Annotated in this window: 23 protein-coding genes and 2 pseudogenes; 16 read left to right on the top strand and 9 right to left on the bottom strand. The window is 58.6% G+C overall.

Annotated elements, in window-relative coordinates:
- The first annotated feature begins 170 nt into the window (after positions 1–170).
- Positions 171–2,073: pseudogene (gene quiC, locus ACA051_RS25705) on the top strand (3-dehydroshikimate dehydratase QuiC).
- A 102-nt stretch (positions 2,074–2,175) separates the two neighbouring features.
- Positions 2,176–2,853, top strand: coding sequence for a TetR/AcrR family transcriptional regulator (locus ACA051_RS25700; protein WP_497305632.1), 678 nt, complete (start codon positions 2,176–2,178; stop codon positions 2,851–2,853).
- A gap of 71 nt (positions 2,854–2,924) precedes the next feature.
- On the opposite strand, the gene ACA051_RS25695 is transcribed toward ACA051_RS25700, so the two are convergent.
- From ACA051_RS25695 to ACA051_RS25685, 3 genes are all read right to left on the bottom strand, one after another.
- A complete protein-coding gene (locus ACA051_RS25695; RefSeq protein ID WP_497305630.1) occupies positions 2,925–3,779 on the bottom strand; it encodes a shikimate dehydrogenase in 855 nt (284 codons plus the stop codon).
- A 5-nt stretch (positions 3,780–3,784) separates the two neighbouring features.
- The gene (gene aroQ, locus ACA051_RS25690) at positions 3,785–4,225 is read right to left on the bottom strand and encodes a type II 3-dehydroquinate dehydratase (protein WP_497305629.1); all 441 of its coding nucleotides are present in this window, start codon (positions 4,223–4,225) and stop codon (positions 3,785–3,787) included.
- A 141-nt stretch (positions 4,226–4,366) separates the two neighbouring features.
- On the bottom strand, positions 4,367–5,278 hold the full coding sequence (locus ACA051_RS25685) for a LysR family transcriptional regulator (RefSeq protein ID WP_497305627.1): 912 nt from the start codon (positions 5,276–5,278) through the stop codon (positions 4,367–4,369).
- 111 nt (positions 5,279–5,389) lie between these two features.
- Here ACA051_RS25685 and ACA051_RS25680 point away from each other — a divergent pair.
- From ACA051_RS25680 to ACA051_RS25670, 3 genes and pseudogenes are all read left to right on the top strand, one after another.
- Positions 5,390–5,581 (top strand): annotated as a pseudogene (locus tag ACA051_RS25680) (tautomerase family protein); the annotation flags it as partial.
- Between the two features lie 174 nt (positions 5,582–5,755).
- The gene (locus ACA051_RS25675; protein WP_497305625.1) at positions 5,756–6,184 is read left to right on the top strand and encodes a DUF4160 domain-containing protein; all 429 of its coding nucleotides are present in this window, start codon (positions 5,756–5,758) and stop codon (positions 6,182–6,184) included.
- On the top strand, positions 6,181–6,627 hold the full coding sequence (locus ACA051_RS25670) for a DUF2442 domain-containing protein (protein WP_497305623.1): 447 nt from the start codon (positions 6,181–6,183) through the stop codon (positions 6,625–6,627). The genes ACA051_RS25675 and ACA051_RS25670 overlap by 4 nt, the downstream gene beginning before the upstream one ends.
- Positions 6,628–6,681: 54 nt before the next feature.
- Here the strand turns inward: ACA051_RS25670 and trmA are convergent, their stop codons facing one another.
- A complete protein-coding gene (gene trmA / locus ACA051_RS25665) occupies positions 6,682–7,761 on the bottom strand; it encodes a tRNA (uridine(54)-C5)-methyltransferase TrmA (RefSeq protein WP_497305621.1) in 1,080 nt (359 codons plus the stop codon).
- Positions 7,758–9,053 carry an NCS2 family permease gene (locus tag ACA051_RS25660; RefSeq protein ID WP_403102479.1) on the bottom strand — a complete coding sequence of 432 codons (1,296 nt, stop codon included), beginning with the start codon at positions 9,051–9,053 and terminating at the stop codon, positions 7,758–7,760. The genes trmA and ACA051_RS25660 overlap by 4 nt, the downstream gene beginning before the upstream one ends.
- A gap of 214 nt (positions 9,054–9,267) precedes the next feature.
- On the opposite strand from ACA051_RS25660, the gene ACA051_RS25655 reads away from it, so the two are divergent.
- From ACA051_RS25655 to ACA051_RS25635, 5 genes are all read left to right on the top strand, one after another.
- A complete protein-coding gene (locus ACA051_RS25655; RefSeq protein WP_497305619.1) occupies positions 9,268–9,723 on the top strand; it encodes a DUF4879 domain-containing protein in 456 nt (151 codons plus the stop codon).
- Between the two features lie 67 nt (positions 9,724–9,790).
- Positions 9,791–10,342, top strand: a complete 552-nt coding sequence (locus ACA051_RS25650; protein WP_497305617.1) for a DJ-1 family glyoxalase III — start codon at positions 9,791–9,793, stop codon at positions 10,340–10,342.
- Positions 10,343–10,623: 281 nt separating this feature from the next.
- Positions 10,624–11,154: a (2Fe-2S)-binding protein gene (locus ACA051_RS25645; protein WP_497305615.1), complete on the top strand. Its 531-nt coding sequence runs from the start codon at positions 10,624–10,626 to the stop codon at positions 11,152–11,154.
- On the top strand, positions 11,151–12,137 hold the full coding sequence (locus ACA051_RS25640; RefSeq protein ID WP_497305613.1) for an FAD binding domain-containing protein: 987 nt from the start codon (positions 11,151–11,153) through the stop codon (positions 12,135–12,137). Before ACA051_RS25645 ends, ACA051_RS25640 begins: the two co-directional genes overlap by 4 nt.
- Positions 12,137–14,338, top strand: a complete 2,202-nt coding sequence (locus ACA051_RS25635) for a xanthine dehydrogenase family protein molybdopterin-binding subunit (RefSeq protein WP_497305611.1) — start codon at positions 12,137–12,139, stop codon at positions 14,336–14,338. Before ACA051_RS25640 ends, ACA051_RS25635 begins: the two co-directional genes overlap by 1 nt.
- Here the strand turns inward: ACA051_RS25635 and ACA051_RS25630 are convergent.
- Positions 14,335–15,573, bottom strand: a complete 1,239-nt coding sequence (locus ACA051_RS25630; protein ID WP_497305609.1) for an MFS transporter — start codon at positions 15,571–15,573, stop codon at positions 14,335–14,337. The two genes, ACA051_RS25635 and ACA051_RS25630, sit on opposite strands and share 4 nt — an antisense overlap.
- A gap of 487 nt (positions 15,574–16,060) precedes the next feature.
- Here ACA051_RS25630 and ACA051_RS25625 point away from each other — a divergent pair, with 487 nt between their 5' ends.
- The 3 genes from ACA051_RS25625 to ACA051_RS25615 are packed head-to-tail and all read left to right on the top strand — an operon-like array spanning position 16,061 to position 18,739.
- The gene (locus ACA051_RS25625; protein WP_497372406.1) at positions 16,061–17,503 is read left to right on the top strand and encodes a cytochrome ubiquinol oxidase subunit I; all 1,443 of its coding nucleotides are present in this window, start codon (positions 16,061–16,063) and stop codon (positions 17,501–17,503) included.
- A 3-nt stretch (positions 17,504–17,506) separates the two neighbouring features.
- Positions 17,507–18,514 (top strand): cytochrome d ubiquinol oxidase subunit II, encoded by a 1,008-nt coding sequence (cydB, locus tag ACA051_RS25620; RefSeq protein WP_497372404.1) that lies wholly within the window; start codon positions 17,507–17,509, stop codon positions 18,512–18,514.
- 57 nt (positions 18,515–18,571) lie between these two features.
- Positions 18,572–18,739 carry a DUF2474 domain-containing protein gene (locus ACA051_RS25615; protein WP_010467474.1) on the top strand — a complete coding sequence of 56 codons (168 nt, stop codon included), beginning with the start codon at positions 18,572–18,574 and terminating at the stop codon, positions 18,737–18,739.
- An 81-nt stretch (positions 18,740–18,820) separates the two neighbouring features.
- Here ACA051_RS25615 and ACA051_RS25610 read toward each other — a convergent pair whose 3' ends face one another.
- Both ACA051_RS25610 and ACA051_RS25605 read right to left on the bottom strand, forming a co-directional pair.
- A complete protein-coding gene (locus ACA051_RS25610; protein WP_497305605.1) occupies positions 18,821–19,945 on the bottom strand; it encodes a methyltransferase in 1,125 nt (374 codons plus the stop codon).
- A gap of 188 nt (positions 19,946–20,133) precedes the next feature.
- Positions 20,134–20,844, bottom strand: a complete 711-nt coding sequence (locus ACA051_RS25605) for an autoinducer binding domain-containing protein (RefSeq protein ID WP_497372402.1) — start codon at positions 20,842–20,844, stop codon at positions 20,134–20,136.
- Positions 20,845–21,188: 344 nt separating this feature from the next.
- Here ACA051_RS25605 and ACA051_RS25600 point away from each other — a divergent pair, with 344 nt between their 5' ends.
- Entirely contained in the window at positions 21,189–21,965 is a 777-nt protein-coding gene (locus ACA051_RS25600) for a ferredoxin--NADP reductase (protein WP_497305602.1), read from the top strand.
- 41 nt (positions 21,966–22,006) lie between these two features.
- Here ACA051_RS25600 and mscL read toward each other — a convergent pair whose 3' ends face one another.
- Complete coding sequence (gene mscL / locus ACA051_RS25595; protein WP_497305600.1) at positions 22,007–22,426, bottom strand: large-conductance mechanosensitive channel protein MscL; 420 nt, start codon at positions 22,424–22,426, stop codon at positions 22,007–22,009.
- A gap of 286 nt (positions 22,427–22,712) precedes the next feature.
- Between mscL and katB the strand changes: the two genes are divergently transcribed.
- Together katB and ACA051_RS25585 are read left to right on the top strand one after the other, a co-directional pair.
- Positions 22,713–24,254, top strand: a complete 1,542-nt coding sequence (gene katB, locus ACA051_RS25590) for a catalase KatB (protein WP_497372400.1) — start codon at positions 22,713–22,715, stop codon at positions 24,252–24,254.
- Positions 24,255–24,313: 59 nt separating this feature from the next.
- Positions 24,314–24,856: an ankyrin repeat domain-containing protein gene (locus tag ACA051_RS25585; RefSeq protein WP_497372398.1), complete on the top strand. Its 543-nt coding sequence runs from the start codon at positions 24,314–24,316 to the stop codon at positions 24,854–24,856.
- Positions 24,857–24,897: the final 41 nt, after the last annotated feature.

The following is a 24,897-nucleotide window of genomic DNA, read 5'->3' as shown; positions in this document are numbered from 1 at the left end:
CTGTGTGAGATCGCCAGGCCAATAATTCCCCCCAAGAAAAACGCGATCCCTGTAGGAGCCAGGCTTGCCGGCGATGGCGTCCTCAAGATCGCCTTCGCGAGCAAGCTTCGCTCCTACAAAAAGGGTGCGACGCCTTTAACAAGATTGTCTCCACCACCGGGAGTCGAAATATGCAGCGTTCCATTGCCACCGTTTCCTTGAGCGGTACCCTGCCGGAAAAACTCGAAGCCATTGCCGCCGCCGGTTTCGACGGGGTAGAGATTTTCGAGAACGACCTCCTTTACTACGACGGCAGCCCGCGGGAAATCAAGCAGATGTGCGCCGATCTCGGGATCTCGATCACACTGTTTCAACCCTTTCGGGACTTTGAAGGCTGCCGCCGTGACCGTTTGCATCGCAACCTGGAACGGGCTGAGCGCAAGTTCGACCTGATGCAGGAATTGGGCACTGACCTGGTGCTGGTGTGCAGTAACGCGTCCGCCGATTCCCTCGGTGATGAACGCATTCTCATCGATGACTTGCGCCTGCTGGCCGAACACGCCGGCGCACGCGGGCTGCGGATCGGCTACGAAGCGCTGGCCTGGGGCCGGCATGTGAACACTTATCAACAGGTGTGGAACATCGTCCGTCAGGCCGATCACCCAAGCCTCGGTGTGTTGCTGGACAGCTTTCACACGCTGTCGCTCAAGGGGGATCCGAGTGCGATCGCCGATATTCCCGGTGACAAGATCTTCTTCGTGCAAATGGCCGACGCGCCGATTCTGGCGATGGACGTGCTGGAGTGGAGCCGGCATTTCCGCTGCTTCCCGGGCCAGGGCGAATTTGATTTGCCGGGCTTCCTCGCGCCAATCATCAAGAGTGGGTACACCGGGCCGCTGTCGCTGGAAATCTTCAACGACGGTTTCCGCGCCGCACCACCTCGGGCCAACGCCGCCGACGGTTTGCGTTCGTTGTTGTACCTCGAGGAGAAAACCCGTCAGCGTCTGGCGCAGGAAGCGACACTGGCGACCAGCCTCGACATTCTGTTCGAGACGCCCAAGGCCAGCGAATACAACGGCATTGAGTTTCTCGAATTCGCTGTGGACGAAAGCCTTGGCGCCAAGCTCTCCCATTGGCTGGAGCGACTGGGTTTCGTCAAGGCAGGTCAACATCGCTCCAAGAGCGTGAGCCTGCTGCGTCAGGGCGACATCAACCTGATCCTCAATTCCGAGCCTTACTCGTTCGCCCACAGTTTTTTCGAAGCGCACGGCCCATCGCTGTGCGCCACCGCCGTGCGGGTCAAGGACAGCGCCAGTGCGCTCGCTCGGGCCGTGGCCTATAAAGGCCAGCCTTATCGCGGGCTGGTTGGCCCCAATGAGCTGGAACTCGCTGCCGTGCGCGCACCGGATGGCAGTCTGATTTATCTGGTGGATCAGGACGCTGATGTCTACGGTACCGATTTCAATCTGCAACCGCCCGCCCGTGACCGGTGGCGGCCTCAAGCGCATCGACCACATGGCGATGGCGTTGCCGGCTGACAGCCTCGACAGTTGGGTGCTGTTCTATAAGAGCCTGCTGGATTTTGAAGCCGATGATGAAGTGGTGTTGCCCGATCCTTACGGTTTGGTGAAGAGTCGAGCATTGCGCAGTCGTGACAGTTCGATTCGCCTGCCGCTGAACATCTCCGAAAACCGCAACACGGCAATCTCACACGCGCTGTCGAGTTATCGCGGCTCCGGCGTGCATCACATCGCGTTTGACTGTGATGACATCTTTGCCGAAGTCAGTCGTGCCAAAGAGGCGGGTGTGCCGCTGCTGGATATTCCGCTCAACTATTACGATGATCTCGCTGCGCGGTTCGATTTCGACGACGAATTCCTCAGTGAACTGGCGTATTTCAACGTTCTTTATGACCGCGATGCCCAGGGCGGCGAGCTGTTCCACGTTTATACCGAGCCGTTCGAAGGGCGGTTCTTCTTTGAAATCATCCAGCGCAAACAGGGCTACGTCGGTTACGGCGCGGCCAACGTGGCGGTGCGCCTGGCGGCCATGGCCAAATCCCGAAGTGGCGCTGTACGTCCGGCAAAGTTGTAGGAAAATCGTAAACACGGCGACAAACCGCTGCCGCGCGGCTTCCTTCACTGTGCGGCGCGGCCCATAATCGCCAGCCTGTGCAGTGATGGCCGTGAGCCCGCAATGACGATAACTTCAGAACTCTCCGCAGTGCCCGCCGAGCCGATTGCGGGGCCGCGCAAGAGTCGCAAGAACAACCCGGAAAAGACCCGCGAGAACATCCTTCAAGAGGCGATTGTCGAGTTCGTCCAGCAAGGGCTTTCCGGTGCTCGCGTCGATGCCATCGCCGAGCGCATCCACACCTCAAAACGCATGATCTATTACTACTTCGGCAGTAAGGAACAGCTGTACGTCGAGGTGCTGGAGAAACTCTACGGCGAAATCCGCAATACGGAAAACCATCTGCACCTGGCCGAACTGGCGCCGGTGGAAGCGATTCGGCGACTGGTGGAATTCACCTTCGATCACCATGATCGCAACGTCGATTTCGTGCGCATTGTCAGCATCGAGAACATTCACAACGCTGAGTACGTGAAGCGCTCCGGCGCGATTAAGGCGATGAACAACACCATCCTCGATTCACTGGGCGTGATTTTGCGCCGTGGTGCCGAAGAGGGCGTGTTCCGCTCAGGGCTTGAGCCGTTGGATGTGCATCTGCTGATCAGCTCGTTTTGCTTTTATCGCGTGTCGAACCGCCATACCTTCGGCGAGATCTTTCAGATCGACTTGCCGGACGAAAGCATCAAGCAGCGTCATCGGGCGATGATCTGCGAGTCGGTTTTGCGGTATTTGCAGGCCTGACCTGTGGCGAGGGGGAGGGCTCGGAACGCCGCATCACCCCGCTGGGCTGCGGAGCAGCCCCTCCCGATCTCTCAACCATTCATGCTCTGGAAATGCGCCAACATCCGCTGCGCATCCGGCACCACACCACTGAACAATTCAAACGCCTTCACTGCCTGAAACACGGCCATGTTGCCGCCATCCAGCGTCCGGCAACCCAAGGCTCGGGCGTTACGCAGCAGCTCCGTTTCCAGTGGAAAATATACAATCTCCGCCACCCACAATTCACGTCGCAGCAACTCCACCGGCACCGGCATGCCCGGGAGTTTTTTCATGCCCATGGGCGTGGTGTTCACTAACCCATCCGCTTGGTCCAACGTGCTCGGCAAATCATGCCCCGCCACGGCCCGACCAGCGCCGAAGTGTTGATTGAGATTGTCCGCCAGCGCCTGTGCACGACTGATCTCCACATCGAAAATACTCAGCAGCTGTACGCCTTCGCTCAACAGCGCGTGGGCCACTGCCGCACCGGCGCCGCCAGCGCCCATCTGGACCACACGCGCACGGGCAACGTCCTTCAAGCCCCGGCGAAAACCCTCGGCAAAACCCAGGCAATCGGTGTTGTGGCCGATACGTTTACCGTCCTTCAGCACGACGGTGTTCACCGCCCCTATACCACGAGCTTCCGGCGACAATTCGTCGAGCAGCGGGATGATCGCTTGCTTGCACGGGAAGGTGATATTCAGGCCGGTGAAGTTCATGCGTTCGGCGGCCATCAACAGATCGGGCAGGGCGCTGCTGTCGAGTTTCAACTGATCGAGGTCGATCAGGCGATAGAGATAACGCAAGCCCTGGGCATCACCTTCATGCTCGTGCAGTGCCGGGGTACGGGAAGCCTGGATGCCGGCGCCGATCAGCCCGGCCAGTACCGCGTTGTTCTGAGTCACGGCGTTCACCCCTTCAAACGTTGGCTGAAATAATCCAGCGCCAGGCGATAACCGTGGCTGCCGAAACCGGCCATCACCGCAGTGGCAATGGCGGAAACGAAGGAGTGATGCCGGAAGGGTTCGCGGGCGTGAACGTTGGACAGGTGGACTTCGACAACCGGTAATTCGCTGGCGATCAAGGCATCGCGGATCGCGACTGACGTGTGCGTCCAGGCTGCCGGGTTGATGACGATCCCGGCGCAACGGCCACGGGCCGCGTGAATCCAGTCAAGCATTTCGCCTTCATGGTTGGTCTGGCGAAATTCCACCGCCAGACCGAATTCTTCGGCGGCGCGTCCGCACAGTGCAGAGATATCGGCCAGGGTTTCGTGACCGTAAGTCGCCGGTTCACGGGCGCCGAGCAGGTTCAGATTCGGGCCGTTGAGCACCAGAACGATAGGGGTCATCAAAGTCTCTCCACATATTATTTTTGGAATGGGCTGGGGGTGTTCAGCCTGTGGAGATAAATTGTACTAGCTGGTTAGTTCGGTCAATTGAAGAGCGGTTTCATTGAGGTTTTGTGTGCGGTGATCGGACAGTCGCACTACTTATCGCGGCAGATGTTCGACCAGAAAATCGATAAATGCCCGCAGTCTCAGCGGCATATGACGGCTCTGCGGATAGAGCAGGGTGAAGGGCCGCGAACGTCCGCCATAAGGCTTGAGCACTTCCACCAACGAACCAGCGGCCAGTTCGTTTTCGACGATGAAGCGGTAGGTTTGAAAAAGCCCCGCCCCGTGTTTGGCCAGGGTCACGCCGCCGAGTACGTCGTCAGAACAACTGAGCCTGCCCTCGGCAAGAATCTCCCGCAGGGCACCGTTGTCGTTGAACAGCCAGGCAATGCGCCGACCGCTGCTGGGCAATTCGTATTGAATGCATTCGTGCTGCGCGAGGTCGTCCAGACTCTGTGGGACACCCGCGCGCTTCAGGTAATCGGGGCTGGCAATCATCACCAGCGCGGCGTCCTCAAGGTGCCGGGCGATGAGGCCGGAATCCGGAATCGCCCGCACGCGGATCGCCATGTCATAGCCTTCGCCGACGAAATCGATGTTGCGATTGCTGATGTGCGATTCGACTTTTACGTCTGGAAAGCGCGCCCGGAATGCCGGCAACAACGGCAAGATCCGATGGTGCGCATACGTCGTGGGAATACTGATGCGCAGAGTGCCGGACGGTTGCTGTTGTTGGCCCATGACCTCGCGCTGAGCCTCGACCAACTGCGCCAGGGCCTGACGACATTCCTCGTAATAGCGGCGACCACTGTCGGTCAGCTTGACGCTGCGGGTGGTGCGCGCAAACAGCCGCACACCCAGGCGTTCTTCCATGCGCGACACCGAACGACTCACGGCTGCCGGGGTGACGCCGGCCACCAACGCGGCCGCCGTAAAGCTGCCGGCCTCGGCCGCGAGGCAAAACAGTTCGATGCTGCCCAGCTGAAGATCGTCGAATACTCGCTGCATGATGGATGACACCGCGGATCAAATGAGGGACTGCGCCACTGTAGATGAAATCGACCCGGCGGTGCTTTACTTGACCTGCGTCCTCTTTGATTACCGGCCAGGAGTAGCATCATGCCTTTCGTCAGCGTGCGCATTACCCGTGACGGCGTCACCCGGGAGCAGAAAGCCCAGGTCATTGCCGAGATTACCGACACCTTGGAGCGAGTCCTCGGCAAGGATCCGAAACTGACCCACATCGTGATCGAGGAAGTCGACACTGATAATTGGGGTTACGCCGGCATGACAGAGCCGTCCTCGCGACGGCTTTTTTGTGGGCGTGGCGAAAGGATTGCTTACTATTTTGCGCAGTTATCCACCGCCCAAGGCGAGGCTTGGCGCTAGTCTCTGAGGCGTAAAGGCAATTTGGCGCAGAGCCAATCGTCGGATTTCCAGGGAGTATCGGGTCTTTGGATTTGTTAACCTAACGGATGGGTTAGTATGCGGTTATTCAGCTACAAAGGATTTTCAATGGTGATCATGTTGCGTGATGAGCACTGTCCGCCGCACGCACATGTGGACGCCGGAAGCTGGAGCGCACGCTTCAAATTCTGCTTTTGGCACAACAGTGTCGAGCTGTGGGATGTGGTTCCTCATTCAAATCGACCGCCTGTGGCAGTGCTGGAAGGATTGCGTCAGGCACTCGGTCAACCCGCCCACTTGCGCCGCGCCCGAGCCATCTGGTGGGGCAAGCTGCACACGGTGTGTCTTGATCATCAGATGTGGGACTGGCAGACCAGCGAAGTCGTGGTGGTAAAAAGGATTGCGAGTACGGCCTGGATGATTGGCTCGGCTTGCTATGAACCCGAGACGAACAAGACCCTGCTGGCGCTGATCGGCGTTCCTGAGGGTGTGGAGATCCAACTATGAAAACGATACAGGCAGGCATGCTGGCGGATCGGCCCGTCACCGAGGCAGTGCTGGATGAAGCCATCCAGCGTGGGCAAGTGCGCCAAAAAAGCGGATTGCAGGCTACTTCGGTGACGTTTGTGGAACCTTGTCTGGCGGTCAGTTTCATTGATGGCAGTGGCGTGCTACTGCCCGTGCAGCACTATCCGGAATTTGATGATTTCGACGTCGAGGATTTCGCAGATCTGAAAGTCGGCTTTTCCGGAACCGCCCTGTGCCATGACGGCAAGGATCTGCACGTGTCCATCGCCGGGATGATTTCGGCGAGCAAGCCTTTGATGGACATGGCTGCCTCGGTCATCGCCTCGCGCAATGGTCGCCAAAGCAGCGCCGCCAAAGCAGAGGCTGCGCGGGCTAATGGCCGTAAAGGCGGGCGTCCGCGCAAGGCAGATGTCACCGATTGAGCACCCACAAAAAAGCCGTCGTGATGACGGCTGATTTGTCTAAGCGACTTACCTTCAGCGACGCGTCAGCAACACCCCGGATTCCATGTGATGTGTCCACGGAAACTGGTCGAACATCGCGCACTGGGTGATGCGATGGGTGTCGTGCAACTGGGCGATGTTGGCCGCCAGGGTTTCCGGGTTGCAGGAGATGTAGAGGATGTTGTCGAAGCGCCGGGTCAGCTCGCAGGTGTCCGGGTCCATGCCGGCGCGAGGCGGGTCGACGAAGACGCTACCGAATTCGTAGCTCTTCAGGTCGATGCCGTGCAGGCGACGGAACGGGCGGACTTCGTTCAGGGCTTCGGTCAGCTCTTCCGCGGACAAGCGCACCAGGGTGACGTTATCCACAGCGTTTTCGCTGAGGTTGCTCAGCGCCGCGTTAACCGACGTCTTGCTGATTTCGGTGGCCAGCACTTTGCGTACACGGGTCGCCAGCGGCAGGGTGAAGTTGCCGTTGCCGCAATACAGCTCCAGCAAATCGTCTGGGCGATCGCCGAGGGCGTCGTAAGCCCAGTTGAGCATCTTCTGGTTCACCGTGCCGTTGGGCTGGGTGAATGCACCTTCGGGCTGGCGGTAGCTGAACGTGCGGTCACCGACGTCCAGTTTCTCGACCACGTAATCCTGGCCGATCACTTCGCGTTTGCCTTTCGAACGACCGATAACGCTGACGTTCAGGTCAGCGGCCAGTTTCGACGCCGCCGCGTGCCAGTGTTCGTCCAGCGGGCGGTGATAGCACAGGGTGATCATCGCATCGCCGGCCAGGGTGGTCAGAAACTCCACCTGGAACAGCTTGTGGCTCAGCGCCGCACTTGCCTTCCAGGCCGCCTTGAGCTGCGGCATCAGTTCATTGATGCGCAGGCTGGCGATCGGGAACTCTTCGATCAGGATCGGCGTGCGTTTGTCTTCCTGGGAAAACATCGCGTAGTGACGATCGCCGGCTTCACGCCACAGGCGGAATTCGGCACGCAGGCGGAAATTTTTCAGTGGCGAGTCAAACACCGCAGGTTCTGGTGCATCGAACGGCGCCAGCAGGTCGCGCAGGCGCGTGACCTTTTCTTCGAGCTGAACAGCGTAGGCCTGGGAATCAAAAGTCATGCGTTGAACCAACCCAACTTGATCACGAACAGAATCGAAAGAATCACCAGCGCCGGGTTCAGCTCACGGCCGCGACCGGACAGCAACTTGATCGCGGTCCAGGAGATGAAACCGAAGGCGATGCCGTTGGCGATGGAATACGTGAACGGCATGGCCAGGGCGGTGATTACAACCGGTGCGGCGACGGTGATGTCGTCCCAGTCTATTTCGGCCAGGCCGGATGTCATCAACACAGCGACGAACAGCAGCGCCGGTGCGGTAGCAAAGGCTGGAACGCTGGCGGCCAATGGCGAAAAGAACAGCGCCAGCAGGAACAGAATCGCCACCACAACGGCCGTCAGGCCGGTGCGGCCACCGGCACTCACGCCAGCGGCGGATTCGATGTAGCTGGTGGTGGTCGATGTACCGAGCAGCGAACCGGCCATGGCTGCGGTGCTGTCGGCGATCAGGGCGCGGCCCATTTTCGGCATGTGGCCGTCCTTGCCCATCAGGCCGGCGCGCTTGGCGACGCCGATCAGGGTGCCGGAGTTGTCGAACAGGTCGACGAACAGGAAAGCGAAAATCACGCTGACCAGGCCGATGTCCAGCGCACCTTTGATGTCCAGTTGCAGGAAGGTCGGCGCCAGGGACGGTGGCATCGACATCACGCCGCCGAACGGCGTGAAGCCCAATGCGATGGACGCGATGGTCACGACCAGAATGCCGATCAGCACCGCACCGCGTATGGCGAGCGCTTCAAGCGCCACGATCAGGGCAAAGCCGAGGGTCGCGAGGATCGGTGCCGGTTGTTTCAAGTCACCGAGGCCGACCATGGTCGCTGGGTTGCTGACCACGATGCCGGCGTTATGCAGGGCAATCAGCGCCAGGAACAGACCGATACCGGCGGCAATCGCCGAACGCAGCGGCAGAGGGATGCTGTTGATGATCCATTCGCGGATGCGGAAGATCGACAACAGGAAGAACAGCACCGCCGAGATGAACACCGCCCCCAGCGCCACTTGCCAGGTGTGACCCATGTGCAGGACCACGGTGTAGGTGAAGAAGGCGTTCAGGCCCATGCCCGGCGCAAGCGCGATCGGGTAGTTGGCGATCAGGCCCATCACCGTGGAGCCGATGGCTGCCGCCAGACAGGTCGCGACAAACACCGCGCCCTTGTCCATGCCGGTCTCGCCGAGGATGCTCGGGTTGACGAACAGAATGTAGGCCATGGCCAAAAAGGTCGTGACGCCCGCCAGAATCTCGGTCCGCACGTTGGTGTTGTGTGCCTTGAGTTGAAACAGCCTTTCCAGCATGTCTGCTCCCCGTGGCGCGCCCGGCGCCGTGAATGTATTGACCTCAACAGCAAAGCACAGACCGCTGATAGCGCCTGGTCATTTTCTGTGGGCCGGAAAAAGCCGCGCATCATACCAGCAGCGTGGGGCTATGGCTGCTTATGGCTGCGATCGTCGTCGATGTTTTGCGCTAAAGCGAAGTGAGCCATACTGCGCGCTGGTTTTGGGGGGCGTTATGAATTGCATTAGGAAGCGTGGGGTTGCGGTGATTGGCGTCGCGATGGCGGTGTGGCTGGGGGCGCAAACTGCCTCGGCGGCGATGGCGCCGCCGTTGAGTCAGGTGAAAGTGGTCAAAGTGGAATCGCCCGGCTGTGGTTATGAAAACATTGTCGAGAAACAGGAGCAGACGAGCTGCGACCACAGTGGTCCGAGCATCAAAGTCTACGTTCTGGAGATTGGCTATGGTCGTGACCCGCATGTCGCGCTGGATGGTTTTGAAGTAGACGGCACCCGGACGCCCGTGTGTGCCTATCAAACCGGCAATCTGAAGGAGTGCACGCCCGGAGAAAAAACCATCGGCTATCTGTATATCTTCAATCTTGCGGGCAAGCAGGACGGGATCTTCACGTTCAGCAACACCTCAATCAATGCCCCGGGCAACACGATGTCGACGCAGCTTTACATCAAGTAACGGCTGCGCTCGAACAAGGGTCAGGAAAGCTGACTACGCTTTAAAGATCATTCTGTGGACCGCGCCCATGACCTTTAGAGCTTTGATTACCCTCGCCGAGGGCATCGACGACCTGCAAACCGTGACCCTGATCGATGTACTGCGACGCGCCAAGGTTGAAGTGGTGGTGGCGAGCATCGAGGGCCGGCGCATGCTTACTTGTGCCCGTGGTACCCGCGTGACCGCCGATGCGATGTTGGTGGATTTACTGGCTCAGCCGTTCGACCTGATCGCTCTGCCCGGCGGAGAAGTTGGCTCGCAACATCTCGCCGCCCATCAGCCTCTATTGCAACTCATCAAGGATCAGGCGGCTGCCGGACGCTTGTTTGCCGGCATCGCCGAATCTCCGGCGCTGGCGCTGCAAACCTTCGGCGTTCTGCGTCAGCGGCGCATGACCTGCCTGCCATCAGCCAGCCATCAACTCTCGGGTTGCAACTTTGTCGACCAACCCGTAGTGGTCGACGGCAATTGCATCACCGCTCAAGGTGCGGGTGCGGCGCTCGAATTTGCCCTGACGCTGGTGGAACAACTCTGCGGTAAAGCCACGCGGGCGGCAGTGGCGGGGGAGTTGGTGGTATAGCCGTTCATATTCTTTTGCCGTTGCGCGATCCTTGTAGCAGCTGGCGAAGCCTGCGTTCGGCTGCGAAGCAGTCGTGAGATTAGCCACCGTGTTGTATCAGGTAGACCAAGTTGGCAGATCTTACGGCCGCTTCGCAGCCGAACGCAGGCTTCGCCAGCTGCTACATACCCTTTTTCCACGCCCATCAATTCCCTTGAACGCTCATCCCACCCAGAAGTCGTACCCCTTATGACGGCGGTTTGCCAAAACGCCGCGAATGTACGACCAACCGTGAGGTGTTTATGAGCGCGACCACTCCCGAGGCGGCGCAGCCGTCTTTCGCACGTCATCCGTTACGCCTGTCCCTCAACGGCCAGGATCGTCATCTTGAGATCCTGCCCTGGATCACGTTGCTGGACCTACTGCGTGAGCAACTGGACCTGATCGGCACGAAAAAAGGCTGTGATCACGGCCAGTGCGGTGCCTGCACGGTATTGCTCAACGGCAAACGGGTTAACGCTTGTCTGACGTTGGCGGTGATGTGCGACGGTGCCGAGTTGACCACCATTGAAGGATTGGCCAATGGCGACGAACTGCATCCGATGCAGCAAGCCTTCATCAAACACGATGCCTTTCAATGCGGCTATTGCACGCCAGGGCAGATCTGCTCGGCGGTGGGTTTGGTCAACGAAGGTCGGGCGCAAACCACTGAACAAATTCAAGAGCTGATGAGCGGCAACCTCTGTCGTTGTGGCGCCTACAACAACATCCGCGACGCCATCGAGGAGGCGCTCCCAGTCTGCCGTCAACTTGGGCAAGGCGGTGGCCAATGAACCCTTTCCATTACAGCAAGCCGGATTCGGTGCAGGACGCGGTTCATCTCGCCGGCCCGGCATCGCGCTTCATCGCTGGCGGTACGAATCTGCTGGATTTGATGAAGGAAAACCTCACCCGCCCCGAGCACTTGATCGACATCACCGGTTTGCCATTACGCGAAGTCACCGAAACGACCAAAGGCGGATTGATGATCGGCGCCCTGGTCAGCAACGCTGATCTGGCCTGGCACCCGTTGATTGAACAGCGTTACCCGCTGTTGTCCCAAGCCATTTTGGCTGGCGCTTCACCGCAGTTGCGCAACATGGCCAGCACCGGCGGCAATCTGCTGCAACGCACGCGCTGCTATTACTTCTACGATGCCAGCGTGCCGTGCAACAAACGCGAACCCGGCAGCGGCTGTCCGGCGCGGGAGGGGCTGAACCGAATTCACGCGATCCTTGGCGCCAGTGCGCAGTGCGTCGCCACTCATCCGTCCGACATGTGCGTTGCTTTGGCCGCGCTGGAAGCCGTGGTCCACGTGCAAGGTCGCGGCGGTGCGCGGACCATCGAGTTCGCCGACTTCCATCGTTTGCCCGGCGATACGCCGGAGCGCGACAACCAACTGGCCGACGATGAACTGATCATTGCCATCGAGTTACCCTCCGCCGGTTTTGCCGAGTACAGCCATTACTTGAAGATTCGAGATCGTGCGTCGTATGCCTTTGCACTGGTCTCGGTGGCTGCTGCGCTGGAAATGACCGGGCCGATCATTCGTGAAGCTCGGCTGGTCCTCGGCGGTGTAGCGCACAAACCCTGGCGCGACAAAACCGTCGAAAACTGGCTGGTGGGCAAAGCGGTCAGCCGCGAAACTTTCGGCGCCGCCGCCGACGCTTTGCTGCAAAACGCCGAACCGCTCGAACATAACGCCTTTAAAGTCAAACTGGCGCGCCGAGCCATTGTCCGCGCCCTGAGTGATGCCGCGCTGGGAGGACACGCCTGATGAACACCTTCACCAAACCCATGGGCCAATCGCTGGATCGGGTCGACGGCCAGCTCAAAGTCACCGGCCAGGCCCGCTACGCCGGTGAGTTTCCCGAGGAAGGCTTGCTGCACGGCAGCGTCGTTTCGAGCAACATTGCCAGCGGTCGCGTGGTCAGCATCGACGCATCCGAGGCGCTGGCGCTGCCTGGCGTGGTAGCGGTGATTGATCACAACAATCGCCCGAGAATCGCCAATTACGACAAAGATTACGAAGACGCTGACTCGGCCGAAGGTTCGCCGTTTCGCCCGTTGTACAACGATCGGGTCCTGTACAGCGGCCAGCCACTGGCACTCGTCGTCGCGGATAACCTTGAGCTGGCGCGCCATGCAGGTTCGTTGATAAAGATTGAATACGAAGCCGCGTCTCATCAGACCGATCTGCTATCGCTGCAAGGCGAAGCCCATACCGCACCGGCCGAATTGCCCAAGCCACGTGGGAATTTTCAGGCTGAGTTTGCCGGCGCGGCCATGAGTCTGGATCTGAACTACAGCACCCCGATCGAACACCACAACCCGATGGAAGCCCACGCCAGCACGGTGCTGTATCAGGCCGATGGCAGTCTGCATATCCACGACAAGACCCAAGGCCCGCAGAACTGTCAGTCCTATGTGCAAAAGGTCTTCGGGCTTGAGAAGGAGCAGGTCAGAGTTTTCGCTGCCTATGTGGGCGGTGCATTCGGTTCGGGCTTGCGTCCGCAGTATCAATTGCCCTTGGCTGTGATGGCGGCGCTGGAGCTCAAACGTTCGGTGCGCGTGACGTTGACGCGCCAGCAGATGTTCACTTTCGGCTATCGCCCACGCACTCTGCAGCGCTTGCAATTGGGCGCGGCGGCCAATGGTCGGTTGCTCGCGGTCGCGCACACTGCCATCGGCCAGACTTCGCGCTTCGAGGATTTCACCGAGCACGTAGTGGAGTGGAGCGGCATGCTCTATCACTGCGACAACGTGCAGCTGACCTACAAACTGCTGCCGCTGGACGTTTTCACACCGCTGGACATGCGTGCCCCAGGCGCGGCACTGGGATTGATCGGACTTGAATGTGCAATGGACGAACTGGCGTGCGCATTAGCGATCGATCCGGTTCAGTTGCGCTTGATCAACTACTCCGAACGCAATCAGAACGAAGACAAACCGTACTCCAGCAAAGAACTGCGTGAGTGCTACGCCCAAGGCGCCAAACGTTTTGGCTGGGATAAGCGCAATGCCGAACCCCGAAGCATGCGTCACGGTCGGCAATTGGTCGGTTGGGGCATGGCCGGAGGCGTCTGGGAGGCTATGCAGCAGAAGGCCAGTGCCAAGGCATCGCTCGATCACAACGGCAAACTAACGGTTAGCAGCGCGACCACAGACATCGGCACCGGAACCTACACGGTAATGACGCAAATCGCCGCGCAGTCGTCGGGCGTTTCGCTGAAAGACGTCACTTTTGTCCTTGGTGACTCTTCATTACCGACAGCGCCATTGCAGGGCGGATCGTTCACGGTTTCGTCGGTCGGCACTGCCGTGCAGCAAGCCTGTGAAGCGCTGAAGGAAAAACTGCTCGCTGTGGCGCGGCAAACGTGTCCTGCATTCAGTGGCGTGACCTCTGAGCAGTCGGTTTTCGAAGAAGGACAGCTGTCATTCGGTGACGCGCGGATAAAGCTGTCTGATTTAGCCCGGAACAGCGGCGAAGATGTGATTGAGGTTCAAGTCGACGCCGAGCCCGACAAAAAACGCGAAGCCTACGCCACCGCGACCCACTCGGCCGTGTTCGTCGAGGTGCTGGTGGATGAGGATTTGGGCACGGTGAAGGTGAGCCGGGTGGTCAGCGCCATTGCCGCAGGCCGGGTGGTCAACCCGAAAATGGCCCGCAGCCAGATTCTCGGTGGCGTGGTGTGGGGTATCGGCATGGCGCTGCACGAGGAGACGCAAACCGACCATGCGCTGGGTCGTCACATGAACCACAGCCTGGCCGAGTACCACATCCCGGTAAACGCCGACATCGGCGACATTGATGTGCTGTTTGTCGAAGAACGCGACGAGATCGTCAACGCCCTCGGCTCCAAGGGGGTAGGCGAAATCGGCATCGTCGGGGTTGCGGCGGCGGTGGCGAATGCCATTTATCACGCCACCGGCAAGCGGGTGCGGGACTTCCCCATCACCCTCGACAAACTGCTTTAGACCTTGGCTTCTTCCACCGGCACATGCATGCGGTCGCGGTTGGCCAGGGTCGGGAACAGTTTGATCCACGCCCCGGTCACCACCAGCGTACCGATACCGCCCATGACCACCGCTGGCACGGTGCCGAACCAATGGGCGGTGAGGCCGGATTCGAATTCGCCCAACTGGTTCGATGCGCCGATGAACAAACCATTTACGGCGCTGACTCGGCCGCGCATTTCGTCCGGGGTTTCCAATTGCACGAAGGAGGCGCGGATCACCATGCTGATCATGTCCGCTGCGCCCAACACCACCAGAACGGCCAGGGAAAACCAGAAGGAAGTCGAGAGGCCGAACGCGATGGTCGCGACGCCGAACACACCGACGGCCGTGAACATCACCCGCCCGACTTTGCGCTCCACGGCAAATCGCGCCAAGTACAGCGACATCAGCAGCGCGCCGACGGCCGGAGCTGAGCGCAACAGGCCCAGGCCCCAGGGTCCGGTCAACAGGATGTCCTTGGCAAACACGGGCAGCAGCGCCGTCGCACCGCCGAGCAATACTGCAAACAGATCCAGGGATATCGCCCCGAGAATGTCCGGGCGACTGCGAATGAAGCGGATACCCGCGAGCAACGAATCGAGGGTTGCCTTGCCCTTGTTCAGCGGCGTTTGCCGGGCCGGCAGGTTGAGCATCAACAAGCAGGCAATGAGGTAGAGGATCACAGTCGGGCCATACACCCAGACGCTGCCGAAGGCATAGAGCAAACCACCCAGGGCCGGGGCGACGATGGTGGCGGATTGTTGAGCCGACTGCGCGGCGGCGACGGCGCGGGGGAACAGCGCGCTGGGCACGATGCTTGGCAGCAAGGCCTGGGTGGTCGGCATCTCGAAGGAGCGCGCAGCACCCAGCAGGAATGCGAGGATGAAGATCATCTCTCGGGTGACATGGTCGGTCGCGCTGCCGATGGCCAGGGACAGGGCAATCAACGCTTGCAGAGACTGGCAGATCGCCGCGACCTTGCGCCGGTCATAGCGGTCCGCGACATGCCCTGTGTGCAGCATGAACAGCACCCGCGGGGCAAATTCCACCAAGCCCACCAGACCCAGGTCGAGCACATTGCCGGTCAATTGATACAGATTCCAGCCGATGGCCACGGTGAGCATCTGAAAACCGCTGGCGGTAAACACCCGAGCCAGCCAGAACGCGATAAAAGGGCGGTGATGGCGTAACAGCAAGGGCGCTTGGCTGGGCATCTGAGGGCAGGTCTTGAGCGAGGGGAGGGTCGAGATTATCACCAACCTGTAACCAGAAGTTGCAGGCTGGGCAAATTTAGTTAGCTAGACACCGATCTCCAAAAACACCGACATTCCCCTGTGGGAGCGAGCCTGCTCGCGATGACGGAGTATCAGTCGACATCTCTGCTGCCTGACACACCGCTTCGCGCGCAGGCTCGCTCCCACAGGCAATGTGTTTCAGATCATGAGCAGAGCTATGAGGCAACCTGTCACGCGGCAAAAGACCACACCGTCCATCGTCAAAAATGGGACTACTCTTTTAACCATTGCTTGATCCAGATCAAGACCCTTGGTGGAAATGATCCGGCGGCCAGATGGCCAGACTCCCTACGTTGTGATGGTTGTAAAAAAAGAACGAATTCAAATTCGCCACACTCCATATCCGTGGGGGCCGTGGGTGCAGGCCGCAAGCCTTCAGCCAGTATTACCTGACAGAGGAAGACTTATGTTCGGTTTGGAGGCGCTTGATCTCGCCCGAATTCAGTTCGCGTTCACCATCTCGTTCCACATCCTGTTCCCGGCCATCACCATTGGCCTGGCGAGTTACCTGGCGGTGCTCGAGGGGCTGTGGCTGAAGACGAACAACGACACTTACCGCGATCTGTACCATTTCTGGTCGAAGATCTTTGCCGTCAACTTCGGCATGGGTGTGGTATCCGGGTTGGTCATGGCCTATCAGTTCGGTACCAACTGGAGCCGATTCTCGGACTTCGCCGGTTCCGTGACCGGGCCGTTGCTGACGTATGAAGTCCTGACAGCGTTCTTCCTGGAGGCCGGTTTCCTCGGCGTCATGCTGTTCGGCTGGAACAAGGTCGGACGCAACCTGCACTTCTTCGCCACGGTCATGGTTGCCATCGGCACGCTGATCTCGACCTTCTGGATTCTCGCCTCCAACAGCTGGATGCAAACCCCGCAGGGTTTCGAAATCGTCAATGGCCAGGTCATACCAACCGACTGGCTGGCGGTGATCTTCAACCCGTCATTCCCCTACCGTCTGATGCACATGGCAACGGCCGCGTTCGTCGCGACCGCCTTCTTCGTCGGCTCTTCGGCGGCCTGGCACTTGCTGCGCGGCAAGGACAACCCGGCCATCCGCACCATGCTCTCGATGGCCATGTGGATGGCATTGATCGTGGCGCCGATTCAGGCGGTCATCGGTGACTTTCACGGGCTCAATACGCTCAAGCACCAGCCGGCCAAAATCGCCGCGATCGAAGGTCACTGGGAAAACCACGGCGATGAGCCAACTCCGCTGATCCTGTTCGGCTGGCCGGACATGAAAGAAGAGCGGACCAAGTTCGCGGTGGAAATTCCGTACCTGGGCAGCTTGATCCTGACGCATTCCCTGGATAAGCAAGTGCCGGCGCTGAAAGATTTTCCGCCTGAAGACCGTCCTAATTCCACCATCGTGTTCTGGTCATTCCGGATCATGGTGGGTCTGGGCATGCTGATGATCTTCACCGGACTGTGGAGCCTGTGGCTGCGCAAGAGCGATAAGTTGTACACCTCGCGACCGTTCCTTTATCTGGCGTTGTGGATGGGCCCGTCCGGCCTGATTGCGATCCTTGCCGGTTGGTTTACCACTGAAATCGGCCGTCAGCCGTGGGTGGTCTATGGCCTGATGCGCACGGCGGACGCGTCCTCCAATCACAGTTTCATGCAGATGAGCATCACGCTGATCCTGTTCGTGGTGGTGTATTTCGCGCTGTTCGGTGCCGGTCTGGGCTACATGATGCGCCTTGTGCGCAAAGGGCCGAAGATCGACGAAGGCAAGGAAACCAATGACGGTGGCCCTGGCCAGAAACGCACGCCGGCCCGTCCGCTTTCTGCAGCCGACGACGATGGTGCAGACGCTGACCACCGCCCCAGCCTGACCAAGGAGATTTGAGTCATGGGTATTGATCTTCCGCTGATCTGGGCCGTGATCATCATCTTCGGCATCATGATGTACGTGGTCATGGACGGTTTCGACCTGGGGATCGGGATTCTCTTCCCGTTCATCCCGGGCAAGACTGACCGTGACGTGATGATGAACACCGTCGCCCCGGTCTGGGACGGCAACGAAACCTGGCTGGTGCTGGGCGGCGCGGCGTTGTTCGGCGCGTTCCCGCTGGCCTATTCGGTGGTGCTCTCGGCGCTGTACCTGCCACTGATTTTCATGCTGATCGGGCTGATTTTCCGCGGCGTGGCGTTCGAGTTCCGCTTCAAGGCCAAGGACGACAAGCGTCATCTGTGGGACAAGGCGTTTATCGGTGGTTCGATTGCTGCAACGTTCTTCCAGGGTGTGGCGCTGGGTGCATTCATCGACGGGTTGCCAGTGGTCAACCGCCAGTTTGCGGGCGGTTCACTGGACTGGATGACACCGTTCACCCTGTTCTGCGGCCTCGCGTTGGTGGTGGCTTATGCGCTGCTCGGCTGCACCTGGCTGATCATGAAGACCGAAGGCAAGTTGCAGGAACAGATGCATGATCTGGCGCGGCCGTTGGCGTTCGTGGTGTTGGCGGTGATCGGTATCGTCAGTATCTGGACCCCGCTGGCCCACGCCGAGATCGCGGCTCGCTGGTTCACTCTGCCGAACCTGTTCTGGTTCCTGCCCGTACCGATTCTGGTGTTGGTGACCATGTACGGTCTGATTCGCGCCGTGGCCCGCAATGCGCACTACACGCCATTCCTGCTGACGTTGGTGCTGATCTTCCTGGGCTACAGCGGTCTGGGCATCAGCCTGTGGCCCAACATCGTGCCGCCTTCGATTTCGATCTGGGACGCCGCTGCACCGCCGCAAAGCCAGGGTTTCATGCTGGTCGGTACGCTGTTCATCATCCCCTTCATCCTGGGTTATACCTTCTGGAGCTATTACGTGTTCCGCGGCAAGGTGACCCACGAAGACGGTTATCACTAGCGCACACGACAATGGCGCAGGGCTTGAACCTGCGCCGTTTCAGAGGAGATCAAGATGATGGCTGGCAAACATTCCCTGGAGGAAATCAAGGCGGCAGAGAAGAAACCGCTTTGGCAGCGACTCGGTTGGTTGGCCTTGATTTGGGTCGGTAGCGTGGGGGCCCTGTTTATCGTGGCCAGCCTGATGCGCATGTTCATGAACGCCGCGGGTCTGTCCACGCACTGAAACGCCCGATACTCCCCATCCCGTTGCCTTGCGCCACGAACTCAAAACCCTCCTGTCCCGGAGGGTTTTTTTTACCTGCGGTTATTTGCGGGCTTTGAGAATGACGAATTTCGGCGTGGCTGCCACTTGTTCAACGCCACGGAACAACCGTGCGAGCTTGCTGTGGTAGCCCAGGTGACGGTTGCCGACGATGTACAACGCACCGCCAGTCACCAGGGATTCGCGCGCCTGCTGGAACATCCGCCAGGCCAGAAAGTCGCCGACGACTTGTTGCTGGTGAAACGGTGGATTGCACAACACCACGTCCAGCGATTGTGGCTCTTGCCCGGCCAGGCCATCGCCGGCGCGCACGATCACGTCACGACCACCCAGTGCAGCGCGCCAGTTTTCGGCGGCCGATTGCACCGCCATGAATGACTCGTCCACTAGCGTGTAATGGGCTTCAGGGTTTTGTAGAGCGCTGGCGATTGCCAGTACGCCGTTACCACAACCGAGATCGGCAACCCGGGCTGTACCGAGGTTCTGTGGCAAGTGTGGAAGAAATGCTCGAGTGCCGATGTCCAGCCCTTCGCGGCAGAACACATTGGCGTGGTTCAGCAGTTCGATCGCCGGCGTGTCGAGTTGATAGCGGGAAGGGTAGGGGGACACGGCTGGGCTTTTGGCTTCGGGCGTTGCGATCAGCAGTCGGGCTTTTTTCACCGCCAACGAGGCTTGCACCGGGCCGATGTAACGTTCCAGCAGATCACCCGCGGCACGAGGCAGATGCTTGACCATCGCCGCAGCGATGACCTGGGCGCCCGGAGCCAGTTGGTTTTGCAGGCGAATCAGTTGCTCTTCCAGCAAGGCCAGGGTTTTCGGCACCCGTATCAACACACGGTCAAACGGCCCCGCAAAAGCTTCGTTGGCCGGTACGCTCGGCACGGCATCGAAGGCCTGGCCGTTGCGGATCAGATTCTTTTCCAGACCCTGGAAGGCCAGGAACGAGTCGCCGCTGGTGGTCACCACCACTTTTCCCGCCAGGCTCGCGGCCAATGCGCCGAAACTGTCGTTGAGCACCAGTACTCGAGTGTCGGCGGCCGGTTGTTGCTCGGCCAGATGGTTGAGCAGGTATTCGTCTGCTGCGTCGAAAGCTTGCAGCGGTTCGTTTTGCTGTTCTGGCTGACGGATCAGATCGAGTTGGGCGAAGGGCGTTTCGAGCAGGGGCATGAGGCGGGGCTCTGGGTAGTCAACGGGTGTGGTGTCCCGCTGCCTGAAGCGTTGTAGCGGGCGGGACCGTCCGAGTGGACTGCGACGTAATGGTTCACTCGTCATCACTCTGGAGGAGCCGCAAATGGTACGTTTTTTTCTTTTGGAATACTCGCAGGTTTTTCCTCCTGGGTACTCGGGCGTTCTGCTCAGATCATGCACGCCCTGGTTGCCGCGACCACTGCTGCGAGCTTGTTGTTGACGCCCAGTTTCTGGATTGCCCTGTGAATATGAAAATTTGCGGTGCGTTCAGTGATGAAGAGGATCCTGCCTATTTCATAGGCGGTTTTGCCATCGGCTGACAGTTTCAATACCTCTATCTCGCGTGCTGATAAATGAGGTTTGCAGCAATCCTTCACGCGATCGGGGAGTTTTTTAGCGACGAGCCCATGCAGATGGTTGCCGATGAAAATCATGAAACCCATTTTTTCATAAAATTCATAGGGGGTGATCGGGCTGTCGCTTCTTGCCAGGCTAAGCATGCTGCGCAGCCCGCTGTCGCCATGGAGCGATTGCGACCAGCCATACTGCAAACCGAGTTGTTTCTGTACTTGCCACAGCGTTGGTGTTTTCGAGTAGACCTTCTCTTCCCATAGAATGGGCAGTGTTGATTTATTGCAATGAGCTACTACTGGATCTATTTCCCTGAAGTGATTTTGTTCATATTCCGTGTTCCAGTCACTTGGGTAGTTATTGAAATTCACTCTGTCGAAGTGTGGGCCTCGTAAGTGAGAAGTGATTGAAAATGCACAAAAATTAAAGCCAAGGCTTTTGACGAAATCCAGTGACATCTCATAGGCAGGTTCAACGTCTCTTGCCTCAGATATCTGTCTTAAACGTGATTCGTTCCACACTTCCATTGGTGTAACTCCATGCGGGTATCTAGGGGGTGCACATTGGATCCGAAATCCAGCACGCCACGAGTGTAGGAGTATTCCTACGAGCAGGCTGCAATTTTTTTGCTCTTGAAAAGGTTGAAAAGTAAATAACTGGTTCTTAGTCGGGAACTGACAAGTTTATATGTTGCACCCAATGCAATTGTTGAGCCTTGTTTAGTACCCTTTGGTTAGTGTGAAAATTGAGTCATTTTCAACCGCATTAATGACGGCAGGACATGGAGTCTTGTCCAAAGCCACTACAAATCACCGGTGTTTACATCACCCGCTTTGCGGGACACTGGGGCATCTGTTGAATGGAGCACCCCATGACCGCCAGCACAGAAAAATTCACTCGCCAGACCCTGACCGACGTTCAGCCGTTGACCCCCAACCTGTTCACGTTGCGAGCCAGCAGAGACCCCGGTTTTCGTTTTCGGGCGGGACAATTTGCCCGGCTCGGCGTGACCCGGACCGATGGCAGCACGGTGTGGCGCGCCTATTCAATGGTCTCCTCGCCGCATGACGAGTTTCTCGAGTTCTTTTCCATCGTTGTGCCAGGCGGTGAGTTCACCAGTGAACTGAGCCGGCTGCAGATTGGCGATACGCTGTTGGTCGACCATCAGGCCTTTGGTTACCTGACGCTGGATCGTTTCGTCGACGGTCGTGATCTCTGGCTGTTATCCACAGGCACCGGCGTTGCGCCGTTTTTGTCGATCCTGCAGGACTTCGAGGTGTGGGAGAAATTCGAGCGGATCATCCTGGTCTACAGCGTAAGGGAAGCCCGCGAACTGGCTTATCAGGAGCTGATCGCGGGGCTGGCGCAGCGCGACTATCTAGCCGAATACGCGCACAAATTGCAGTTCATCGCGACTGTCACGCGCGAGGAGCACCCCGGCGCCCTGAACGGGCGAATCACGACGCTGATAGAAAATGGCGAACTGGAGCGGGAGGCGGGGGTGGCACTGACGGCGGAGCACTCGCGGGTCATGCTCTGCGGTAACCCTCAGATGATCGATGACACACGCAAGTTGCTCAAACAGCGGGACATGCACTTGAGTCTCAGTCGACGACCCGGCCAGGTGGCGGTGGAGAACTTCTGGTAAAAAAAAAACGGCGCCCCGAAGGCGCCGTTTCTGTTTCGCAATCAGCTTTCAGGCCGATTGTTCTGGGCTTTGAGCAGGTCACGGATCTCGCTCAACAGCTCTTCTTCCTTGGTTGGGACCGGCGGCAGGGTTGGCGCAACGGCCTCTTCGCGTTTCAGACGGTTGATGGCTTTGACGCCCATGAAGATCGCGAAGGCGACGATGATGAAGTCGATCAGGCTCTGGATGAACTTGCCGTAGGCCAGCACCACGGCCGGAATATCCCCGTTGGCTGCCTTGAGCGTAACGGCCAGGTCACTGAAGTCCACCCCACCGATCAACAGGCCGATTGGCGGCATCACCACGTCGCCGACAAACGATGAAACGATCTTGCCGAAGGCGGCGCCGATGATGATACCGACGGCCATGTCGACCACATTACCTTTGACCGCGAAGGCCTTGAACTCACTTATCACGCCCATAGGTTATTTCCTTGTTACAGATGAGGTTGGTGGAGCGCAGTGTAAAGCAGCATTACGGCTCTTGCTCGAAACAGCTTCTTACAATGCTCGTGTTTATCGACACATTTGCCGCCAATTAGTTTGCAAAATGCCATCAATCGCGCGCGAAATACGTGCTAACAAGCTGATTAGCCACATAAATTTATGAATCATCGCATTACGTTCTTTCTATTTATGTTCTGCGGTCCGGGCCTCTAGCCTCTGGGTAGCGCACTTGGAGTGCGCCTTGAAAACAGAGGAACTTGATATGACTTCGACCATTGGCCTTGGGGCTTTCCCCTCTCGGTGCACCCTCGGCGTATTAACCGCCAGCCTGCTGTCCTTCTCCGTCCACGCTTCGACCCTGACCCGCGACAACGGTGCTGCCGTGGGCGACAACCAGAACTCGCAAACCGCCGGCGCCAACGGCCCGGTGCTGCTACAGGATGTGCAACTGATCCAGAAACTCCAACGCTTTGATCGTGAGCGCATTCCCGAGCGCGTCGTGCATGCCCGCGGCACCGGTGCCCACGGCACCTTCACCGTGACGGATGACCTGAGTGACCTGACCAAGGCCAAGGTGTTTGCGGGTGGTCAGAGCACTCCGGTGTTTGTGCGTTTCTCGGCGGTCGTCCACGGGAACCATTCGCCAGAAACCCTGCGTGATCCCCGCGGCTTTGCCACCAAGTTCTATACCGCGGACGGCAACTGGGACCTGGTCGGCAACAATTTTCCGACCTTCTTCATTCGTGATGCGATCAAATTCCCGGACATGGTCCACGCCTTCAAGCCAGACCCGCGTACCAACCTGGACGATGATGCCCGCCGCTTTGATTTCTTCTCACATGTCCCGGAAGCCACTCGCACCTTGACGGAGTTGTATTCCAATTCCGGTACACCCGCCAGTTATCGGGAAATGGACGGCAACGGTGTTCATGCTTACAAGTTAGTTAATGCAAAAGGTGAAATTCACTACGTGAAGTTTCACTGGAAAAGTTTGCAGGGGATTAATAACCTCGATCCAAAAGCGGTGACCAAAGTACAAGGCCAAGACTACAGTCATATGACTAATGATTTGGTGTTTCATATTAACAAGGGTGAGTTTCCGAAATGGGACTTGTACGTCCAGGTATTAAATCCTCAAGATCTGTACAAGTTTGATTTCGATCCATTGGACGCAACCAAAATCTGGCCCGGAGTTCCTGAACGAAAAGTTGGACAAATGGTGTTGAACCGTAATCCGGCAAATGTCTTCCAGGAAACAGAACAAGTTGCCATGGCGCCGGCCAATCTTGTTCCAGGCATCGAGCCTTCCGAAGATCGCTTATTACAGGGGCGGGTGTTCTCTTATGCCGATACTCAACTGTATCGCCTGGGCGCCAATGCACTGCAATTGCCGATCAATGCACCCAAGGTCGCCGTGAACAACGGTAATCAGGATGGCGCGATGAACATCGGCCACAGCAGCAGCGGCGTGAATTATCAGCCGAGCCGTTTGCTGCCGCGTGACGAGCCGCAAACCGCACGTTACAGCCAGTCGGCCCTGTCGGGCAGCACGCAGCAGGCGAAGATCCAGCGTGAGCAGAACTTCAAGCAAGCCGGGGATCTGTATCGCTCGTTCAGCAAGAAAGAGCGCAAGGACTTGATCGAGAGCTTCGGCGGTTCACTGGCCACCACCGATGACGAGAGCAAGCACATCATCCTGTCCTTCCTTTATAAGGCCGACCCTGAATACGGGACTGGCGTTGCCAGGGTGGCCAAGGGTGATCTGGGCCGGGTCAAGGCGCTGGCGGCCAAGCTGGCTGACTGATCGCGTTTGCCTGAAAAGCGGGGCCTCTGACGAGGCTCCGTCAGACCAAGGAGCTTGCCATGCGTTTTTGTCTATCGCTGTTTCTGGCGTGCCTGTCGTTCAGCGTAATCGGCGCGCCGGCCGAAGATCCCGCAGCGCTGAAGGTTCAACTGCAAAATTATTACTTCGACGCCGCCCGCCGTGGCGATGTGCCGATGCTCGATACCTTCATTGAGGCCGATTATTCCCTCGATACCCGCGACAGCAAGGGTTATACCGCGCTGATTCTTGCGGCCTATCACGGCCAGACAGCCGCCGTGGACCGTTTGCTCGCATCCGGGGCCGATGCCTGCGCTCAGGATCAGCGCGGCAACACCGCCCTGATGGGCGCCATTTTCAAGGGCGAAATCCAGATCGCCAAAACCCTGTTGGCCGCCCATTGCAGCCCTGACCAGCGTAACGGCGCTGGCCAGACGGCCGCGATGTACGCGGGACTGTTCAAGCGAGTCGAATTGCTGGATGAGCTCAAGGCCAAGGGCGCCGACTTGAATGCCGAAGATCCGTTAGGCAATAGCGCCGCGCGTCTGGCCAAGGGTGAAATCCGCACAGCGGCGCCGCGCTGATCCGCGTCAGCTGAGCTATCATCGCGGTTTTTGCCGGGAGT

Source organism: Pseudomonas sp. LBUM1669, from assembly GCF_059695705.1.
This window is presented reverse-complemented; position numbering and strand designations above follow the sequence as displayed.

Coding starts and splice junctions, on each gene's coding strand:
- ACA051_RS25700 (WP_497305632.1), top strand. CDS start 2,176: ATGACGATAACTTCAGAACTCTCCGCAGTGCCCGCCGAGCCGATTGCG.
- aroQ (WP_497305629.1), bottom strand. CDS start 4,225: ATGACCCCTATCGTTCTGGTGCTCAACGGCCCGAATCTGAACCTGCTC.
- ACA051_RS25685 (WP_497305627.1), bottom strand. CDS start 5,278: ATGCAGCGAGTATTCGACGATCTTCAGCTGGGCAGCATCGAACTGTTT.
- ACA051_RS25675 (WP_497305625.1), top strand. CDS start 5,756: ATGCGGTTATTCAGCTACAAAGGATTTTCAATGGTGATCATGTTGCGT.
- ACA051_RS25670 (WP_497305623.1), top strand. CDS start 6,181: ATGAAAACGATACAGGCAGGCATGCTGGCGGATCGGCCCGTCACCGAG.
- trmA (WP_497305621.1), bottom strand. CDS start 7,761: ATGACTTTTGATTCCCAGGCCTACGCTGTTCAGCTCGAAGAAAAGGTC.
- ACA051_RS25660 (WP_403102479.1), bottom strand. CDS start 9,053: ATGCTGGAAAGGCTGTTTCAACTCAAGGCACACAACACCAACGTGCGG.
- ACA051_RS25655 (WP_497305619.1), top strand. CDS start 9,268: ATGAATTGCATTAGGAAGCGTGGGGTTGCGGTGATTGGCGTCGCGATG.
- ACA051_RS25650 (WP_497305617.1), top strand. CDS start 9,791: ATGACCTTTAGAGCTTTGATTACCCTCGCCGAGGGCATCGACGACCTG.
- ACA051_RS25645 (WP_497305615.1), top strand. CDS start 10,624: ATGAGCGCGACCACTCCCGAGGCGGCGCAGCCGTCTTTCGCACGTCAT.
- ACA051_RS25640 (WP_497305613.1), top strand. CDS start 11,151: ATGAACCCTTTCCATTACAGCAAGCCGGATTCGGTGCAGGACGCGGTT.
- ACA051_RS25635 (WP_497305611.1), top strand. CDS start 12,137: ATGAACACCTTCACCAAACCCATGGGCCAATCGCTGGATCGGGTCGAC.
- ACA051_RS25630 (WP_497305609.1), bottom strand. CDS start 15,573: ATGCCCAGCCAAGCGCCCTTGCTGTTACGCCATCACCGCCCTTTTATC.
- ACA051_RS25625 (WP_497372406.1), top strand. CDS start 16,061: ATGTTCGGTTTGGAGGCGCTTGATCTCGCCCGAATTCAGTTCGCGTTC.
- cydB (WP_497372404.1), top strand. CDS start 17,507: ATGGGTATTGATCTTCCGCTGATCTGGGCCGTGATCATCATCTTCGGC.
- ACA051_RS25615 (WP_010467474.1), top strand. CDS start 18,572: ATGGCTGGCAAACATTCCCTGGAGGAAATCAAGGCGGCAGAGAAGAAA.
- ACA051_RS25610 (WP_497305605.1), bottom strand. CDS start 19,945: ATGCCCCTGCTCGAAACGCCCTTCGCCCAACTCGATCTGATCCGTCAG.
- ACA051_RS25605 (WP_497372402.1), bottom strand. CDS start 20,844: ATGGAAGTGTGGAACGAATCACGTTTAAGACAGATATCTGAGGCAAGA.
- ACA051_RS25600 (WP_497305602.1), top strand. CDS start 21,189: ATGACCGCCAGCACAGAAAAATTCACTCGCCAGACCCTGACCGACGTT.
- mscL (WP_497305600.1), bottom strand. CDS start 22,426: ATGGGCGTGATAAGTGAGTTCAAGGCCTTCGCGGTCAAAGGTAATGTG.
- katB (WP_497372400.1), top strand. CDS start 22,713: ATGACTTCGACCATTGGCCTTGGGGCTTTCCCCTCTCGGTGCACCCTC.
- ACA051_RS25585 (WP_497372398.1), top strand. CDS start 24,314: ATGCGTTTTTGTCTATCGCTGTTTCTGGCGTGCCTGTCGTTCAGCGTA.